This window comes from Virgibacillus ihumii (genome assembly GCF_902726655.1).
Classification (GTDB): domain Bacteria; phylum Bacillota; class Bacilli; order Bacillales; family Amphibacillaceae; genus Lentibacillus; species Lentibacillus ihumii.
Genome location: NZ_CACVAN010000001.1, coordinates 688,949 through 707,428, shown reverse-complemented (window position 1 = coordinate 707,428; position 18,480 = coordinate 688,949). Strand labels below are relative to the sequence as shown.

Sequence of the window (18,480 nt, the reverse complement as noted above, 5' to 3'; positions counted from 1 at the left end):
GAAGAACGGTTTTATTTGAGTAAGTTTTTTCGAACACGTTCTCATATCATTCAACTTACAACATAAATATGAAAATTTGATGAAAGTGAAAAGAAAATATAATTTGGAATAGGGTTTGATGTCAGTATATATATAATGAATATAGTTTTCACTGACGAGGGAAAGGAAAGAGGCTCTGCTACAAGCAAATAATATGACATTGCGTTCTTAGACAACCCCATTTCGTAATAACCTGTAAAGACGAAAGGAGTGACATTTTGAACAATATAGATTGGCAAATGATAATGTTTGTAAGTACCTCCCTGGTACATGATTACTGGATCTATTGGGGACTTCCACGAGTATATTATTGGGATATAAAATATGAAAATAATAATGAGCTGGCGGAATTTCAAAAAAATAAGAGTAACGCATCATAAAACACGTCACTCTTAGAACTAACTATTCAAACAAATTCATACTAAGATACCGTTCTCCTGTATCCGGAGCAATACATAAGACTTTCTTTCCTTTACTTAGCTGCTTCGCAACTTGAATTGCTGCAAAAACTGCCGCAGCACCAGACAATCCAATAAATACTCCTTCCTCACGCGGCAGCTTTTTAAACATATTGACCGCATCGTCATCGTCAATTTGAATAATCTTATCGTAAATATCTGTATTTAGAATATCAGGTACAAAGCCCGGACTTGTTCCGACCAATTTATGCGGTCCAGGTTTCCCGCCTGACAATACAGGAGATCCCTTTGGTTCAGCTATTGTTATGTGTAATCCAGGTATTTTAGCTTTTAATGTTTCACCAGTTCCTGTTACAGTGCCACCAGTTCCGGCCGTACAAACAAATGCATCGAGTTCTCCGTCCATCTGGTCATATATTTCTGTTGCTGTCGTTGTTCGATGGATATCGGAATTAGCATCATTTTCAAATTGCTGAGGAATAAAACTACCTGGAATTTCATCTTGAAGTTCTTTTGCCTTTTTAATAGCACCAGGCATTTTTTCAGCACTTGGTGTAAGCACAACTTTTGCCCCGAAAGCTTTTAAAATATTTCGGCGTTCCTGGGTGCTGTTATCGGGCATTACCAGGATCACCTGATAACCTTTCGCGGCACCATTCATTGCAAGTCCTATACCCGTGTTTCCGCTTGTCGGTTCAATAATTGTATCCCCGGGCTTTATAGCCTTTGCATCTTCTGCTTGCTTTATCATATTATATGCAGCACGGTCCTTAACACTTTTACTCGGGTTATTTGATTCAAGTTTCACAAAAATATCTGCCGCATCTTCCGGTACGATTTTATTTAATCGAACAACAGGTGTTTCACCAATTAATTCTGTCATATTCTGCGCTACTCTCATTGTCAATCAACCTTCCTCCATCAATCTTTTGCCCTTCGCATAAAATTCCTTCATATCAGCTTCCGGTACCAATGAGCCACCTGTTGCCCAGGCGATATGAGAAATATTTTCTTTTGGCAATCCGTTTTCCTCTATATATTCCTGCACACGTTCTGGTCCGATTAATCCGGCTGTTGCGGACGGTTCCAGATAAATTCCTTCTGTATCTGCAAGCAGGGTCAAATAACGGTACAATTCATTATCTTCAACCGTATAGATACCGCTGATCAGCTTATCACTGACCGCTGTAGCAAAAGCTGATGGACGGCCAACCGCAAGACCATCAGCTTCCGTCTGGTTATCGATTCCGAAATCCTGAACGCTTATTTTATTCATTTCACCAGTCAAAAGCCCGATAAGCACGGAAGGGGAGTGTGTAGGTTCCACGAAAAAACAATGAACATGTTCACCAAATACATGTTTTAACCCGAATGCAATACCGCCCGGTGATCCGCCAACTCCACACGGTAAGTAAATACACAGCGGATGATTCTTGTCCACTTTAATATTTTGTTCCTGCAGCTGCTTCTGTAATTCAAATGCAGCAACACTGTAGCCTAAAAATAAATGCTTCGAATCTTCATCATCCACAAAGTATGCTTTCGGGTCATTGATAGTTTGTTCACGTCCTGCACGAATTGCCTCACTGAAGTCACCAGCGAACTCATATACAAACGCACCACGGTTCCGAAGCATATCCTTTTTCCATTGTTTAGCATCCGCAGACATATATACCGATACATTAAAACCGAGTTGGGCACTGATTGTACCAATACTTAAGCCTAAATTACCCGTCGACCCGACTCCAATTGCATATTGACTAAAAAACTTTTTGAACCGATCTGTCGCAAATACCTCATAATTATCATCAACTGACACCATTCCCGCTTCGACGGCTAAACGCTCCGCATAATGAAGAATTTCATAAAGACCGCCTCTTGCTTTAATGGATCCGACAATTGGCAGGTCATTATCACACTTTAAAAACAAATCGCCTTGTACAGACATTTGCTTATCCTTGAATGTTGAAATCTGCTTTAATGGTGATTCGATTATTCCGTTTGAGTCCGGGAATACCATACGCAGATAAGGAGCAAATCGCTCCCATAGTTTTTGAGCATCTGCCATATCCTGCTTGGAAATCGGCAGTGAATCCAAGTTAACCTGTTTATGTAGGTGATGATTCGACCAATAAATAGGGTTTAAATTAATAATATCATCTAAAATCGGAAATCTTTCTTTCCATTTTACAACTTCCTGCTGTGAAAAAACCATCTTTACCACCCTCTCATGACAATATCAGTCGCTAGTATACCCAATTTTATACTATCATGACACAAGTAAAAGCCCAATCAAAAAGCTGACCGTGGCTCGAACGTCACCTTTGTTTGCTATGTTCAGGCAGAATAAACTACTCAAACAATCTTACCCCTCGTGAAAACGATCCAGTTTTCTTGTCAATTTTTCTTTATAATGATTACTGAAACAATCATTCCCACCCCGCATTATTTCCGTCGCATAGAGAGAAGTAGGTGCAGTCTCAACCGTTTTTTTAATACCAATAAATGTCAATGCCTGGTATAATACCCCGGCAATGCTTACCAGGACAATTGCCGGTCGGTAAATCCGATTGTACACACCTTCCCGCCTGTATAAATACTCTAACGCTTCGGCCGGAATTTCATACACTTTTCCTTCCACATCTTCCGCTTTGTTTTCAACAATATCTGCCTTACCGCCGTCATTCGTTTTAACAGAAAAACGGAATTCAAATCCGTTAAGCACTCCAGACCCAAATACGTGTTTAAAAAAATGATCTGCTCCCGCACTGCGAAAGCGTTCATCATCGAGACAGGATCCATACGCAAAATACAACAGTTTATCCCGTTTTATGTATTTGTTTACGCACCAGTCGCCTGAAGAAATACTGTGAGTGGAATAATTTATGGATCGTGCTGCAGTAAAGACAACAGCGCGGCATTCCTCCCCTGATTCATTCCATACGGGCGTAGTTATCTTATGATATAAATTATCAGACCTTCCATCCTCATATCCTTCCAGCACATCAATGGTTTTCATTTGTGAATCCGTCACACTATAAAGTTCCCCAAATACCCAGGATGAATTATCTGGCTGCATAACAGGGTAATCTTTATCCGTATTAAGCAACTTTCCGCGAACGCGGCACTGGCTGTATATGCACTCTGCACCTTCCAAAAAAGAATCATTGCGACCGCCCATACGTAATGTTCCATATACAAACACGTTTGTCACTTGAACCCCTCCCATATTCATTCATAATACCATATCCTTTTATACTGATAAAAAGCATTGGCAGCTAAATACCCTTACATGTATATGTTAATACCCCGCAGTCAAGAACGGCTCTGATATTGCAGGGTATATAGTGATACATGCATAGGTATTATAAAATCTCATAAAAATACCGGATACCCCACTATAAGATATCCGGAAATGTGTTTGTATGTTTAGCAGATGAATAAAGTTAAGGATTATGCTTACTTTGCTTTGCCCTAAAGAAATCTCCGCTCCCACCCTTTACTTTTTTATTATCGGTTTCATCTCCCACTTCATGATCTGTTCTTTTCAGAAGAGGAATGTGTTTCGAACAATGGATGTAAGCCTCTTCGACTTCTATAACCACCCACCGTTCAGCTTTTTGCCCTTCCTCAGATTCAATTTTGCTTAAATAATCTTCTGTAATATTTAGCAAAGACAGTTTTTCATGTTCGATGATTTTTGCCTTCCCATTTACATGTAATCCAATTCTATGCTCAAAGAAATCAATAAATAGCAGGCCGATATGTGGATTTTCTACGATATTTCCCAAGCTGGACATTACACCGTTACCCTTGTATTCAGGGTACATTAGTGTGTGTTCATCAATGATTTTCACAAAACCCTTCTCACCGGCACGAAAAGAGTTATCACAATTCCCATCGTTGTCAGCTGTCGATATAAACATCATATCCTGATCTATAATAAATTCCCGCATTAATTCATTTAGAAAGCTTAACATTTGGTTATTATAAAATGAAAATGCCCGTTTTTTCGTCCCATTTTCTTCTTGAAGTATATGTTCGCCTCTTTTTTCAGACATCCGGACCCTCCTGACGATTTTCAACGGATATATTATAACGCAGAGCTGTGGTCGAGAAAAATATTTATATTACTGCTTGATTGTATGTTGCCGAAAATCGTGGATACATTCAATTAGGCAGGACTGATCGAAGGAGGATTTGTCAAAATCGAGCATTAATCCTTAAACAGAAAACGCCTCCCTGCCGCAACCTGCAACTGCAAGGGAGACGTTCACAACTATCGTTTTTTACCTGAATTCTATCTAATCTACAATCATTTACGATGATTTTTCCTGCAATCTTATTTTACCAGTTTAGCCAGATTGGTAAATTCCAGTTCGGTAAACTTGTCCTCAATCTGCTTTTTATCGTATTTCCACAATGCATCCTCTACCGGGCAGGAAACGGGAACATCACATTTGATTTCAGCTAGCTCCCTTGATAAATGCAGCAAGTCCAAATTATTTTTAATTTTGGTCTGGATTCCTTTTGATAACTGATCCATATTGGCAAGAATATTATCGATTGAATCGTACTTCTTAATAAGCTTCATCGCTGTTTTTTCACCGATGCCTTTAACACCAGGGTAATTATCCGATGTGTCACCCATCAGTCCTTTTAAATCAATTATCTGCTTCGGCGTAATTCCTTTCTTCTCCAGGAAATTAGTTTGTTCATACACATCATAGTTACCCTGTCCCTTCTTCATGATGGCAACACTGATGCCTTCATCGACCAGCTGCAGAATATCCTGATCTCCTGTAAGAATAAGCACTTCACTGTCGGTGGAAAAAGTTCGTGCAAGCGTTCCGATACAATCATCCGCTTCAAAATTTTCCACTCCGACATTCGGCATATTAAATGCTTCGGTCACTTCTTTCACCAGATCAAACTGCGGGATAAGTTCTTCCGGCGGTTCTGACCTGTTCGCTTTGTATCCTTCAAACATATCGGTACGGAATGTTTTACTCCCCATATCCCAGCAGCAGATCACGTGTGTCGGTTCAAATGTATCGACCGCATCCAGAAAATACCGCAGAAATTGATAAACACCATTTGTCGGTACACCACTGCTGGTCTTCATGAAATTACCCCGAAATGCGGTTGCGAAAAAGCCCCGGAACAACAATGCCATTCCATCTACGAGCAATATTTTGCCTTCTCTCATCATCCTTAAGCCTCCCAATCTTCTTCATCAAGAATCGAAACAAGCTTATCCTGTTTCGCCTGTAATACACCAGGTTCAACTGAATGATCATCCATCATGGATAACAGGTTATCGATATATAAATCTATATGCTTGCTAATGTCCTGTTTTATATCGCCCGTTGCTGTCTGCCACTGCTCCAGATAGCTATCCTGCATGTGCTGCTGATTCTTTTCCAAATAACGTTCAGTAACTGGGGATATCCGGCTATAAATCGCTTCTTTCATGGTTTCTTTTTCATTCTTTGCAAAAAAAGCTTTCGTTCCGTTGAATAACTTCAGTTCTTTACGAAAATTATCCGTCCCCAATTCAATAAATGCCTGCTCATATTCCGGTGTTTGCAATTCCAAATCAGTAATGTCCGGTAATAAAAATTTGGGATCGATTTGCTTGCTGCTGTTTGAAAAATCATCCTGCAATTCCGTCTGCAGTTCCTTCATAAACGCCTCAATCCGAAGCGAAACTGCCCGTAATTCCTGCAGCAATTCATAGCCCGTGTAATCCAATAATTCCTGAAGCTGTTTCTCCAGTTGGAGCACTGCTTTTCTGCCTGATTCAGTAATCGTGGCAGGGTTAAATGTTTCTTTGAAAAAATCATGGAAACGAATGGACAGCCGTTCCAACACATAATAGAGCTGCTTTTCAATTTTTTGAGCTATTTTTTGTTCACCGGTTGCACTATCTATATTAGCTGCAATCTCTTTCAGCGCTTCACGTTTTGACTGTAATTCATTGCGATACGCGTCTTTCTCCGCTTCATTCAGTTGAAGTGAGTCCAAGTATTGTCTGATTGCCTGTAATGCCCGGTACATATCACGGCCGGCAGACTGAATGGTGATTGCCGCCAGTTCATGATGAATAAAGTGATTGAAATCAGCTTGAAATGCAGCCATTTGCTCGTTTAATGGAAAATTCTTCTGTTTATCCATTAGTGATTGTTTACTGGAAATCGGGTACAACCTTGGGAAGCGAATCCCCAGTATTGTCAATTGTTCTTTGATATAATTCGACACCAGGTTTAATTCCATATCATCTGCCGCTAAGTCAGCTGCATTCATAATGAAGAACATTTTATCCAGTTCAAATGCATCTTTTACGCGTCCAAGCTGAAGCAGAAAGTCTTTATCCGCGCGAGCCAGTGCATGGTTATAATAGGTAACATACAAAATCGCATCTGCATGCTTAATATAATCAAACGCAACATTTGTATGGCGGGCGTTAACGGAATCTGCGCCAGGCGTATCCACCAGGGTAATGCCATCTCTTGTCAACTCACAGTCATAATACAAGTCAACCGATTCAATATAACAGGCTTTTGCTTCATTGGTTACAAATGCTTCAAACGAATCGATATCAATCGTAATACTTCCGGTAGTCGCTTCCATATAATCATGGTAACCGTCAAGAATCGCCTGCAAATAATTTTGGTGTGTTTGATGGAGATCATCATGTTCATGTATATTATTTTTCCTGATCCAATCAACCAATTGTTCAAAATCAGCAGATGGCGGATCAAGCTTTTTCATGAGCTGCTTCAGGTCGTTTATCAGTGTTTCCGTATCTTTCAAAGTAACAACAACGGTTCCGTGGTCAACTTCCTTCTCAACAGGATTAATCCGGTTAATCACAGCAGTTGTCGGATTTGGTGACACAGGCAATACATTTTTACCCAGCAGTGCATTGGCAAATGATGATTTACCTGCACTGAATGCCCCGAATAATGCTATCGTAAACGAACGTTTTGTCAAACGATGCCGTTTTTCCGATAAATCATCAATAATAGACTGAAAACCAGGCAGATCCTGAATCGTATCGATCACATTCTCAATCTTCTCCAGGGTATTTTCCACTGATGAATTCGTTTTTTTCTCGGGTTTAACTGTTGCCGCTACTGTCTCTTCTACCTGTTTTACATCGGAATACATACTTTTGGTTGCTTTCTTAACCGGTTTATGCCTGATTTTCAGCTCCTGTTCAATTTCCCCATCGACAGCAACATCCGATTTGGGATTGCTGTACGCTGATTCCAGCAGACTTAATTTTTCTTGTAATTCATTTTTCAAATCCATCTGATTCCGGTGCAATTCCAATTTATCCTGCAATTTTTGTTTTTCCGGTTCATACTTTTTCAGTTCCTCATTGACCTGGTCATCCAGGTTTACCTGAATCTGTTCCCAAATACGGAATGCTTCTCTTTTATAGCGTTGTTTTATATCGGAGCTGACATCATTCGTGTAAATTAATACATAATCCCCATTTACCTTTGCTCCCGGTTTTTGCAGGGAACGAAGCTGCTCCTCGCCATAATCAATGGCCAACTGTTGAATGGCATTCGCAAGCTGTTGATCATAAATGTGAAATTCCTTCAGCAGCTCCGAAAATTTATCCCGGAGTTTCCACTGAATCGACGTTTCCATTGTTTCTTTCAGTGATTGATAAAAGTCATCCAAACGCTTTTCCCGTTCTTCTTGCGTTTTCTTTTTTGATGAAAATATCCCGGCTTTGAAATCCTGTTGCTGCGATTCTAAATAAACCTGAGCCTTATCACGAAGCACCGCCGGCATCAAGTAAGCATTTTTAAGGGTTTTATTCAGCTCTGCCAAAAATGCTTCCTCCACTTTTTGCGGGTAATGCTTAATCGATTCTATTCTCTCTTTAACGGCTTCCAGTCTGGATCCAGCATCCATTTCACCGTCCTCTGATAAATTTTCCGGCAGTTTTTCTTCGTATACATCATGCAGAAACTTTCGATGTGCTTCCATCACCTGTTTGGTGGATCGTTCGATGTTCATTATCGCCTCTTTGTCAGTCATTAAGGCTGTCAGCTTTTCTCTGATATTATTAATCTGATTATGATCAGCAGCGGAATCTATCAACGAAGAATAATAGATTTTTTCCGGGTTAATGTCCCACTGGCTGAACGTTTGGTTAATACTTTCGGTAAAGCTGTCAAACGTAATTTCACGCTCGTCATGTTTATCGATTTGATTGATAATAATATAAAATGGTATTTCGAAATCCTGCACCATTTTAAGAAATTGCAAATTAACTTCAGATTGGACATGATTATAATCCATCACATAAAACAACCGGTCAACAAGATGCAGTGATGATTCGGTCATAAGCCGGTCAGCATCATCTGCTGCATCAATTCCCGGTGTATCCACAATGATACAATCACTAGGTAAAATCGCTTCTTTTGTACTGATATCAATCGCTTTGATACCTGCTTTATCTTTAGCGTATTCCTTAATCATATCGATGTCATATGGCTCTTCATATTCCAATGGTTCATTATCATGAAAATAAACGGTGGCCGTACCATAACCGGACTTAATTTTCACTACGTTTGCACTGGTTGGAATCGGACTCTTCGGCAAAATCTGTTTCCCCAGTAATTCATTGATCATGGATGATTTTCCAGCAGAAAAATGACCAGCAAAACTGATCATGATTTCCTGATTATTGTTTTTTTCGTATACATCTAATAGTTTGGCAGCATTTTCAGTATCACCGTGTTCCAGCATGATCTGATACAGGCTGGTCAAATACTCGTTTGTGATAGATTGCATGGGTACAGTTTGCAACATGATGATAAAATTCCTTCCTAATTAACATTTCCACCTTCCATTATACGATTTTTTAGCCTATATATCCACCGGCTAAAAATTGGGAAGCATTTTTCGCTGGATGCGGATCTGACCGCGATGATTGATTTCATCTTCAAATGTATGAAACCAGATGAAATAATTATTGGACGGGTAGCTGGCCCATTTTCGTTCCACATATAACCAGTCGTCATTCCGCCTCTTAAATTCAGTAAGTGTTCTATTGCGGACTTTATCCAGTTTATCTATGTAGTAGTCCAATGGTTTTCCCTTTATTTCGTGCCGTCCTTTTTCACCAAGGTCTAACCCGGCACCCCATTCCTGAACTTCCGCATCTGTTGGCTCTCGCTCATCAAACGTTTCAATCTGGAAACAAAATTCAACAGCTGCCATATGCGTCAAAAGTGCACCGATTGAATTCGCATTATCTGCATAAAGATAATCCAGTTGTTCTATCGTTAATCCTTTAACCGCCTGTAATGTTGTAGTCCGTGCATAATTCATCATGTGAACCAGGCGACCGATTTGTGGTGTATAGCCTTCCAAGTCCTTAATTTTAAATTCCATCCTATTTACCTTCCCTTTCTGCCAGCATCGTTTCCAATTTCATGACTGTCTTCCAATTCCGCATTGTTGCAGGTGTTTTCAGCTTTTGCAGGTGACGCTGAAGATTGGATTTATGAAGATTCTGACCAAAAAGCAGATAAACTTCCTTGCCATTCAGTTGATATGTATCTAAATTATTCTCATAGGTTCCCAGGCTGTTGACAGCTTGTTCTGAGGGTATTTCTCCAAGAAAGGAAATATGTATGCTTTGTTCATTCGCCAATGGTTTATCAGCATATGGACACAGCTGAATAATATTCGACCACTCTGATCGTGTTCGCAACATAACGGGAATGGCAAACCCGAACCGTTCCTCCAACTTAAATTCCAGCATGTTTTTCAGTGCTTTCACATCCATTTCCGATTCAAAAATAATGTTTCCGCTTTGGATATATGTCTGGACATGCTGCAGACCAATTGATTCCAGAAAACTTCTTAATTCAGCCATTTTCACCTTGTTTTTCTTACCAAGATTGATTGCTCTGAGCAGAGCGACATAGGTTGTCATAACTTCCACCTCCTATCCTTTGTGCATTATGGCCGCAAAATACTTATTGGTATAAAGGTCACCCCTTATGTTTCATCATCTGAATTGGCAATAATAGAAGTGGAAATAAACCGGATCAGATCTCCTCTGCTGATGACACCGATAAGTTTTGAATCATTATCAACTACCGGCACTTTTTTAATATGATGGTTCGAGAAAATATTTAGTACCTTCTCTATCTCGTCCTCAGGATGTACCTTGTACAGATCCTTCTTCCGCATGAAATTTTCAGCAGTATCATTAATACTGGAGTTTATTTTATAACGGAAATCCTCTTTTTCATTAACGAGCACCAGTGAAAACATATCATAGACTGTTCTGCCCCGGGGCTGCAAATAACGGATAATATCACCATCACTCACTGCTCCCATTAAGCGATTATTATCATCAATTACCGGAACACCGCCAATTTTATTTTCGACCAATGTTCTAAGTAATTGTTTGATCGTCGTATCTTTCGTTGCAGTAATGACATCTGTTATCATAAAATCTCTTATTTTCATCAAATTCACCTCACCTATATGAACCAGTCGTGTTAGCATAAATGAACTAATCCAGTGACCGGTATTTTCCACTGTAGAAAATAATTGGATCTCCTTCATTCATGTTCATTTCTGTTACTTCAGCAATAAAAATCATATGGTCGCCTGCTTCAGCAGTTTCTTTTACATGACAGGACAGTGATGCGATTGCTCCATCAATAACTGGGATGCCATCCTGTCTGATAATTGGAATGTCCCTGTCTTTTTCTTTCTGTCTGGCAAAAATCATTGCTAAATCTTGCTGATCCTCTGTTAAAATACTTATCCCGAATTTCCCGGTTTTTTGTAATTTATCATACATTCTTGCCTTTTCATCAATAGATATAGCAATTAATTTGGGGGCCAGTGAAACAGACATAAAAGCATTTACCGTCATCCCCATTGTGTCGTCCTCATAATCAGTGGTTACAATGGTAATACCGGTTGCAAATTTCCCCATTGCATTTCGGAATTCCCTGCTATCCATTAGTTTGTATCCCCCTCCACTCTCTGACTCTAAATTAGGATATCATGTTACCTGAAAATTTAAAATGGATAGGATTCATGTGGTTAGTTAACATAATAATATTATCGTAAATAAATTCCCGATGGTTGATATAGTTTATGCTGATAGTAATATTTTGTTATGAGAAAATCCTTGATATCTGATATCAAGGATTTTCGTTATCTCACATTTACACTGGATAAACACCGTGTTTCCGTTCAGTAAACGTTACATTCTTTTGTTCATAAATCTTGAAGCGGCTAACAAGTTCACCACGCAGCTTATCAGGATCAACGACAGCGTCAACAACCATTTCAGATGCCAGGCGGTAAATATCGATGTTATCTTTGTACTCTTCCTGTTTTTCCTTGATGAATGCCGGGCGTTGTTCTTCCGGTAGTTCCGCAATTTTGTTTGCATATACTGCATTCACAGCTGCTTCCGGTCCCATGACAGCAATTTGTGCAGTCGGTAATGCCAGACAGCAATCCGGTTCAAATGCCGGTCCTGCCATCGCATACAGGCCTGCTCCATATGCTTTTCGTACAACAACGGAGATTTTCGGAACGGTTGCTTCACTCATCGCGGCAAGCATTTTGGCACCGTGCCGGATGATACCCGCACGTTCCACCTTTGTTCCAATCATAAAGCCTGGAATATCCATCAGGAACAGAAGAGGAATATTAAATGCATCACACAGCTGGATAAATTTGGCTGCTTTATCAGCGGAATCGGGGAACAACACACCGCCCTTCATCCGTGGCTGATTGGCAATAATCCCTACTGACTTGCCATTTATTCGGGCAAGTCCGGTAATAAGTTCTGGTGCAAACTTTTTCTTCACTTCACAAAAACTGTCTTCATCAATTAACCGTTTAATCAAATCAAACATGTTAAATGGTGCATTTTGATTTTCCGGGATCAGATCTGTAATGGACTTTTCAAAATTCTTAACTTCCTTTGCATCCATAGCTTGTGGCTTTTGCCGGAAGTTTGCCGGAAAATAACTTACGTATTTCTTCGTGTATTCAATGGCATCTTCCTCAGATTTGACGAGCACATCACCACATCCGGAAACAGAACAGTGCATTTTTGCACCGCCCATTTCTTCAAGGCTTACTTTTTCGCCGATAACTTTTTCAGCCATCCGTGGGGAACCTAAGTACATCGATGCATTGCCATCGACCATGATGACAATGTCACAAAACGCCGGAATATATGCACCGCCGGCAGCAGATGGTCCAAATAACAGACAAACTTGCGGCACCCGGCCGGACAGTTTTATCTGATTGTGGAAAATACGTCCTGCACCACGGCGGCCAGGAAACATTTCAATCTGATCGGTAATCCGTGCGCCGGCTGAATCCACCAGATAAAGCATCGGAATTTCCAATTTTTCAGCAGTTTCCTGAATGCGGAGAATTTTTTCAACCGTCCGTTTCCCCCAGGATCCTGCTTTAACAGTGGAGTCGTTCGCCATCACACATACGGATTGACCACCAACCTTTCCAATCCCGGTGACAACACCATCGGACGGCAATGAACCATCCATGCAATTGGCGAAAAATGCATCTTCCAAATTAATTCCATCGTCAAATAATAATTCCAGTCGTTTACGGACGAACAGCTTTCCTTTTTCTTCGTTTTTCTGGTGGTATTTTTCTTTCCCGCCGCTTTCAATTTTTTTAATTCTGCTTTGTAGTTCTTCCAAGTATGACATATCGTGCCCTCCTGCTTCTATTTACCTTGATAAACAGGCTTCCGTTTTTCTTTAAACGCCTGCAATCCCTCGATCCGGTCTTCTGTTGGAATTGTTTCTTTATAGCACAAATGTTCAATGGCAAGACCTGTTGTAATATCTGCCTGCAGTCCCTGGTTAATGGCTGTTTTTGCCTGGCGTAATGCAACCGGGCCGTTTTTCGCAATCATTGTTGCTGCTTCCCTTGCTTCATCAAGCAGATTATCAACTGATACAATCTGTTCGACGAGACCAAGTTCCAGTGCTTCATCAGCAGTCACCGGTTTTGCAGTAAAGATTAGTTTTTTAGCCTTGCCAGGTCCAATCAGGCGGGTCAGTCGCTGTGTCCCGCCTGCACCCGGAATAATTGCCAGGGACGTTTCGGTCAGTCCTGTTTTAACATGATCCGCAGCAATCCGAATATCACAGCCCAAAGCAAGTTCCAGCCCACCGCCAAATGCAGCCCCATTTAGTGCTGCAATTACCGGCATCTTCATATTTTCAACATTTTTAACCGTTTCGCCGATATAGGAAACGGCCTCAATCACCTGTTTCTCAGACATTCCCTTTCGTTCTTTCAGGTCAGCGCCGGCACAAAATGCTTTCTCACCGGATCCGGTAATGACCGTGCATCGGATTGAATTGTCATTATTAATCGATTGAATGTGCTCATTCAACGCATCCAGCAATTTCTTTGACATGGCGTTCATGGCTTCCGGTCTATTAAGCGTCAATACAGCTATGTTTTCTCTTTTTTGATATTCCACTGGATTTGCCACTATTATTCTCCTTTGCTACCATGTGTGATTGATTATTTTCATTTTATTCGATTACCGCAATAACATCGCCTTCATTAACAAAATCACCCTCAGCAACTTTCAACTCTTTCACTGTTCCGTCTTCTTCAGCCGGGATCGGAATTTCCATTTTCATCGATTCCAGAATAACAATATCCTGATCCTCTTCTACCTGTTCGCCTGCGCTAACTGCAATTTTCCATACGCTTCCTGCCATTGATGCTTTTACTTCAGTCATGATTAAATTCCTCCTATTTTGCTTTAAGTTGTGGTAAATAATAGTCATCAACAAATGCTGTTGTCGTATTGCCTTTTTTAAATTCATCATTGTCAATTATATCAATCAGCATTGGTATATTTGTTTTAATGCCCTCGACCTTATACGTCATCAGTGCTTGTTTCATCCGGGATATCGCTTCATCCCTATTATCACCTTTAATAATTAACTTGCCAATCATTGGATCATAGAATGGGGTTACATCATAATTGCCAGTAACCGCCGCCTCATTACGGACGTACTCACCATCCGGCAGATGAAATTCGTCAATATGCCCTGGTGACGGGAAAAATGTTTTCGGATCTTCCGCATAAATCCTAACTTCAATTGCATGGCCATCAATCGTCAGGTCGTTCTGCTGCAATTGCAGTTCTTTTCCATCGGCAATTTCAAGCTGCTTTTCCACGATATCCAGTCCAGTAATTTCCTCCGTAATCGGATGTTCCACCTGGATGCGTGTATTCATTTCCAGGAAGTAAAAGTTTTCCTTTTCATCCACCAGAAATTCAATTGTCCCCGCATTGGTATAGCCTAAGGATTTTGCTGCTTTTACTGCGGCATTCCCCATTTTCTGACGCGTTTCCTCAGAAATAAACGGAGAAGGTGCTTCTTCCACCACTTTTTGATTACGGCGCTGGATCGAACATTCCCGTTCAAAAAGATGTACAGCATTTCCATGACTGTCCGCCAACAGTTGAATTTCGATATGACGGGCATTTTCCAGTTTCTTCTCCATAAACATGGCCCCATCACCGAAAAATGTTTTGGCACGTTTTGAATTGCTCTCAAACGCCTTCATCAGTTCGTCATCGGAGCGGACAACCTGCATACCAATTCCGCCGCCGCCAGCAGACGCCTTCAACATTACCGGATACCCAATCTCTTTGGCAATCTCAATTGCTTCATCAGCTGAAGCAACTGCACCTTCAGTCCCGGGTACAACCGGCACCCCAGCTTTCTGCATCGCCTTTCGCGCCTCGATTTTACTTCCCATTTTTTCCATAACCGTTTTGGACGGCCCGATAAATATGATATCATTTTGCTCGCACTTATCAGAGAACTGTCCACTTTCACTCAGGAAGCCATAACCTGGATGGATCGCATCCACTCCCGCTTCTTTGGCGATCGAAACAATCTTATCCACGTTCAGATAGCTCTCATTGACACGTGGTGGACCAATCAGAAAACTTTCATCAGCCATTTCCACAAACGGTGCTTTTTGATCTGCTTCAGAATAGACAGCCACGGTCTTGATATCAAGTTTCTTACATGTACGGATAACACGTGCGGCTATTTCTCCTCGGTTTGCAATCAATACTTTTTTTATCATCGACTCGCTCCCCATTATGAAATTTGCTCTTTTGCATATTCTCTCAGTTTATACTTCTGAATCTTTCCGCTTGCGGTCATCGGATATTCATCAACGAAGGAAATATACTTTGGAATTTTATGATAAGATATATTTCCTTTGCAAAATTCCCTGATGTCCTCTTCGGTCGTCCCGGAATTATCTTTTAATATAATCCAGGCCATCAATTCTTCCCCGTATTTTTTATCCGGAACACCGATAACCTGAACATCCATCACGTCAGGGTACTGATACAAAAACTCTTCAATCTCCCTTGGATAAACATTTTCACCGCCGCGGATAATCATATCTTTCATCCGGCCGGTGATGGAGAAGTAACCATTTTCATCCATAACAGCCAAATCACCTGTGTGCAGCCATCCATCACTGTCGATTGCCTGAATGGTCGCTTCCTCGTTATTGTAATACCCTTTCATAACGTGATATCCACGGGTGTACAACTCACCCGGTACGCCCTGTTCTTGTTCATCATCGGTTCCGGGTACAACAATTTTTACTTCCACATTCGGATGCACCTGTCCGACTGTACTCGCTTTTAATTCAGCCGGATCATCGGTTCTTGTCTGGAGGAACACCGGTGATGATTCCGTTTGACCATATGCAATCGTAATTTCGGATGCACCCATTTTATTCATTACATCATTCATGACCTCGATCGGACAAGTAGATCCTGCCATAATACCGGTACGTAAATGGGAAAAATCATACCTGTCAAAGTTTGGATGATTCAATTCAGCAATAAACATTGTCGGTACACCATGAAGTGCTGTGCATTTTTCATCTGATACAGCTTTCATGACTCTTTCAGCCTCAAATTGTTCCACAATAACCATTGTTGTTCCCTTTGAAACCGCTGCAAGCACACCGAGTACACAGCCGAAACAGTGAAAAAACGGTACTGGTATACATAGCCGGTCTTCATTTGTCAGTTTCATGCAATCTGCAATCTGATTCCCATTATTTACGATGTTATGATGAGTCAGCATGACACCTTTCGGAAATCCGGTTGTACCTGATGTATACTGCATATTAATAACCTCATGGAAGCCGAGTGACTTTTTCTGTTCATCCAGGTCCCCGTCTGACACCTTGTCAGCCATTTCCATTACCTCATTCCAGGTGTACGCGTTTGGATAACTGTCATCACTGAGCACGATAATATTTTTTAAGAATGGTAATTTGTCAGATTGAAAGTTTCCTTTTTCAGCTGTTTCAAACTCGGGACAAACCTTTTTCAGCACATCAATATATGATGTTCCTTTATAGGACTCGGCCATAATCAATGTTGTTGATTCGGATTGCTTTAATAGATACTCCAATTCCTTTGCCTGATAGCTGGTGTTTACGGTAACAAGAACTGCCCCCATTTTTCCTGTTGCAAACTGCGAGGTCAGCCATTCCGGTTTATTGTCTGACCAGATGGCAACATTCTCGCCTTTTTCAATCCCCAGTGCCATAAATCCTTTCGCTGCCTGATCAGCCATCTCATTAAATTCTTTATAAGTTTTCCGCAAGTTCAATTCCGGATAAATAACCGCTTCCTGATCCGGGTATAACGCTGCCTGTTTCTCCAGGATTCCGCCTACTGTTACATCTATTAAAGACATGAACTCCCTCCCTTATTAAAATTGTCAGCAACCTAATTGTCTGGCAATAACCATCCGCTGCACCTCGGATGTACCTTCTCCAATTTCCAGCAGTTTCGCATCACGCAAGTATCGTTCGACTTCATATTCACGCATATACCCATAACCACCATGAATTTGAATTGCCTGGTTGGCAGCACGAAATGCCGTTTCCGTAGCATATAATTTTGCGTATGCTGCTTCTTTAGAGAATGGCTTTTCGTTGTCTTTCAGCCATGCAGCTTTATAAACGATGTTTCTGGCAAGCTCAACTTCCATCGCCATGTCCGCCAGCTTAAATTGGATCGCCTGGAAATCAGAGATTGGCTTACCGAATTGCTTCCGCTCTTTCGCATAGCTCAATGCCCGATCAAGGGATCCCTGGGCAATTCCCAGACCAATAGCAGCTATCGAAATTCGTCCGCCATCCAGGGTATACAAAAACTGGCTGAATCCTTTATTCGGATCGCCCAGCAGGTTTGCTTTTGGAACACGGACATTATCAAGGACAATTTCTGCTGTGTCCGAACCGCGTACACCCATTTTGTCATAATTACTTGTAATAGTGACTCCTTCCGTATCAGTCGGTACGATGATAGCAGAAATAATATTTTTGCCGCGGTCGTTTTTGCCTGTTACAGCTGTAACGATAATCGTTTTCGCATAACTCGCATTGGTGATAAAACACTTTTCACCATTTATGACATAATCATCGCCATCTTCAACCGCTGTTGTTTTTGTTCCACCGGCATCAGACCCTGCATTTGGTTCAGTCAGACCGAATGCACCCAATGCTTTTCCTTCTGCCATCGGAGTGAGAAATTTACGTTTCTGCTCCTCCGTCCCAAAGTAATAAATCGGACTTGATCCAAGTGACACAGCTGCCGCAAAACTAAGCCCAGTACTTCCGCAAACTCTGCCGACTTCTTCAACTGCGATGGCATATGAAACGGTATCCCCGCCGGAGCCGCCATATTCTTCAGAAAAAGGAATTCCCAATAATCCCAATTCACCCATTTGTTCAAATGTCTCAACCGGAAACCTTGCTTCTTTGTCGATTTCAATTGCTTTGGGCTGGATCACATTTTGAGCAAAGTCCTGCACCATACTTCTGATCATTGCCTGTTCTTTTGTTAATTCAAAATTCATCTCAAACCTCCTCGAAGTTTATGCATTTAAGA

At 41.1% G+C, this 18,480-nt stretch carries 16 protein-coding genes; all 16 read right to left on the bottom strand.

Annotation, left to right across the window (positions count from 1 at the left end; translation table 11 throughout):
- Positions 1 to 441 precede the first annotated feature (441 nt).
- Positions 442 to 1,359 carry a cysteine synthase A gene (gene cysK / locus HUX68_RS03435; RefSeq protein WP_174616332.1) on the bottom strand — a complete coding sequence of 306 codons (918 nt, stop codon included), beginning with the start codon at positions 1,357 to 1,359 and terminating at the stop codon, positions 442 to 444.
- A 6-nt stretch (positions 1,360 to 1,365) separates the two neighbouring features.
- Entirely contained in the window at positions 1,366 to 2,673 is a 1,308-nt protein-coding gene (dsdA, locus tag HUX68_RS03430; RefSeq protein WP_174613489.1) for a D-serine ammonia-lyase, read from the bottom strand.
- 150 nt (positions 2,674 to 2,823) lie between these two features.
- Positions 2,824 to 3,672 (bottom strand): gamma-glutamylcyclotransferase family protein, encoded by an 849-nt coding sequence (locus HUX68_RS03425; RefSeq protein ID WP_174613487.1) that lies wholly within the window; start codon positions 3,670 to 3,672, stop codon positions 2,824 to 2,826.
- A gap of 232 nt (positions 3,673 to 3,904) precedes the next feature.
- Entirely contained in the window at positions 3,905 to 4,519 is a 615-nt protein-coding gene (locus HUX68_RS03420) for a pyridoxamine 5'-phosphate oxidase family protein (RefSeq protein WP_174613485.1), read from the bottom strand.
- A gap of 281 nt (positions 4,520 to 4,800) precedes the next feature.
- Complete coding sequence (locus HUX68_RS03415; RefSeq protein ID WP_174616331.1) at positions 4,801 to 5,667, bottom strand: 5'-3' exonuclease; 867 nt, start codon at positions 5,665 to 5,667, stop codon at positions 4,801 to 4,803.
- A 5-nt stretch (positions 5,668 to 5,672) separates the two neighbouring features.
- Positions 5,673 to 9,296: a dynamin family protein gene (locus tag HUX68_RS03410; protein ID WP_174613484.1), complete on the bottom strand. Its 3,624-nt coding sequence runs from the start codon at positions 9,294 to 9,296 to the stop codon at positions 5,673 to 5,675.
- Between the two features lie 72 nt (positions 9,297 to 9,368).
- The gene (locus HUX68_RS03405; RefSeq protein ID WP_174613482.1) at positions 9,369 to 9,881 is read right to left on the bottom strand and encodes a DinB family protein; all 513 of its coding nucleotides are present in this window, start codon (positions 9,879 to 9,881) and stop codon (positions 9,369 to 9,371) included.
- Between the two features lies 1 nt (position 9,882).
- Entirely contained in the window at positions 9,883 to 10,428 is a 546-nt protein-coding gene (locus tag HUX68_RS03400) for a DUF1697 domain-containing protein (RefSeq protein ID WP_174613480.1), read from the bottom strand.
- A gap of 65 nt (positions 10,429 to 10,493) precedes the next feature.
- On the bottom strand, positions 10,494 to 10,970 hold the full coding sequence (locus HUX68_RS03395; protein WP_174613478.1) for a CBS domain-containing protein: 477 nt from the start codon (positions 10,968 to 10,970) through the stop codon (positions 10,494 to 10,496).
- Between the two features lie 46 nt (positions 10,971 to 11,016).
- Entirely contained in the window at positions 11,017 to 11,475 is a 459-nt protein-coding gene (locus HUX68_RS03390) for a flavin reductase family protein (RefSeq protein ID WP_174613476.1), read from the bottom strand.
- Between the two features lie 208 nt (positions 11,476 to 11,683).
- Positions 11,684 to 13,213, bottom strand: a complete 1,530-nt coding sequence (locus HUX68_RS03385; RefSeq protein ID WP_174613474.1) for an acyl-CoA carboxylase subunit beta — start codon at positions 13,211 to 13,213, stop codon at positions 11,684 to 11,686.
- A 17-nt stretch (positions 13,214 to 13,230) separates the two neighbouring features.
- Positions 13,231 to 14,010 carry an enoyl-CoA hydratase gene (locus HUX68_RS03380; protein WP_174613471.1) on the bottom strand — a complete coding sequence of 260 codons (780 nt, stop codon included), beginning with the start codon at positions 14,008 to 14,010 and terminating at the stop codon, positions 13,231 to 13,233.
- A 43-nt stretch (positions 14,011 to 14,053) separates the two neighbouring features.
- Positions 14,054 to 14,266: an acetyl-CoA carboxylase biotin carboxyl carrier protein subunit gene (locus HUX68_RS03375; protein WP_174613466.1), complete on the bottom strand. Its 213-nt coding sequence runs from the start codon at positions 14,264 to 14,266 to the stop codon at positions 14,054 to 14,056.
- A gap of 13 nt (positions 14,267 to 14,279) precedes the next feature.
- Complete coding sequence (gene accC, locus HUX68_RS03370; protein ID WP_174613465.1) at positions 14,280 to 15,635, bottom strand: acetyl-CoA carboxylase biotin carboxylase subunit; 1,356 nt, start codon at positions 15,633 to 15,635, stop codon at positions 14,280 to 14,282.
- 14 nt (positions 15,636 to 15,649) lie between these two features.
- Positions 15,650 to 17,281 carry an AMP-binding protein gene (locus tag HUX68_RS03365; protein WP_174613463.1) on the bottom strand — a complete coding sequence of 544 codons (1,632 nt, stop codon included), beginning with the start codon at positions 17,279 to 17,281 and terminating at the stop codon, positions 15,650 to 15,652.
- A gap of 24 nt (positions 17,282 to 17,305) precedes the next feature.
- Complete coding sequence (locus HUX68_RS03360) at positions 17,306 to 18,448, bottom strand: acyl-CoA dehydrogenase (RefSeq protein ID WP_174613461.1); 1,143 nt, start codon at positions 18,446 to 18,448, stop codon at positions 17,306 to 17,308.
- Positions 18,449 to 18,480 lie beyond the last annotated feature (32 nt).

What these genes read in the sequence shown, in the direction of transcription:
- HUX68_RS03395 (WP_174613478.1), bottom strand. Translation starts at nt 10,970, where the DNA reads ATGAAAATAAGAGATTTTATGATAACAGATGTCATTACTGCAACGAAA.
- cysK (WP_174616332.1), bottom strand. Translation starts at nt 1,359, where the DNA reads ATGAGAGTAGCGCAGAATATGACAGAATTAATTGGTGAAACACCTGTT.
- HUX68_RS03365 (WP_174613463.1), bottom strand. Translation starts at nt 17,281, where the DNA reads ATGTCTTTAATAGATGTAACAGTAGGCGGAATCCTGGAGAAACAGGCA.
- HUX68_RS03410 (WP_174613484.1), bottom strand. Translation starts at nt 9,296, where the DNA reads ATGTTGCAAACTGTACCCATGCAATCTATCACAAACGAGTATTTGACC.
- HUX68_RS03360 (WP_174613461.1), bottom strand. Translation starts at nt 18,448, where the DNA reads ATGAATTTTGAATTAACAAAAGAACAGGCAATGATCAGAAGTATGGTG.
- HUX68_RS03405 (WP_174613482.1), bottom strand. Translation starts at nt 9,881, where the DNA reads ATGGAATTTAAAATTAAGGACTTGGAAGGCTATACACCACAAATCGGT.
- HUX68_RS03420 (WP_174613485.1), bottom strand. Translation starts at nt 4,519, where the DNA reads ATGTCTGAAAAAAGAGGCGAACATATACTTCAAGAAGAAAATGGGACG.
- HUX68_RS03415 (WP_174616331.1), bottom strand. Translation starts at nt 5,667, where the DNA reads ATGAGAGAAGGCAAAATATTGCTCGTAGATGGAATGGCATTGTTGTTC.
- HUX68_RS03400 (WP_174613480.1), bottom strand. Translation starts at nt 10,428, where the DNA reads ATGACAACCTATGTCGCTCTGCTCAGAGCAATCAATCTTGGTAAGAAA.
- HUX68_RS03375 (WP_174613466.1), bottom strand. Translation starts at nt 14,266, where the DNA reads ATGACTGAAGTAAAAGCATCAATGGCAGGAAGCGTATGGAAAATTGCA.
- HUX68_RS03390 (WP_174613476.1), bottom strand. Translation starts at nt 11,475, where the DNA reads ATGGATAGCAGGGAATTCCGAAATGCAATGGGGAAATTTGCAACCGGT.
- accC (WP_174613465.1), bottom strand. Translation starts at nt 15,635, where the DNA reads ATGATAAAAAAAGTATTGATTGCAAACCGAGGAGAAATAGCCGCACGT.
- dsdA (WP_174613489.1), bottom strand. Translation starts at nt 2,673, where the DNA reads ATGGTTTTTTCACAGCAGGAAGTTGTAAAATGGAAAGAAAGATTTCCG.
- HUX68_RS03385 (WP_174613474.1), bottom strand. Translation starts at nt 13,213, where the DNA reads ATGTCATACTTGGAAGAACTACAAAGCAGAATTAAAAAAATTGAAAGC.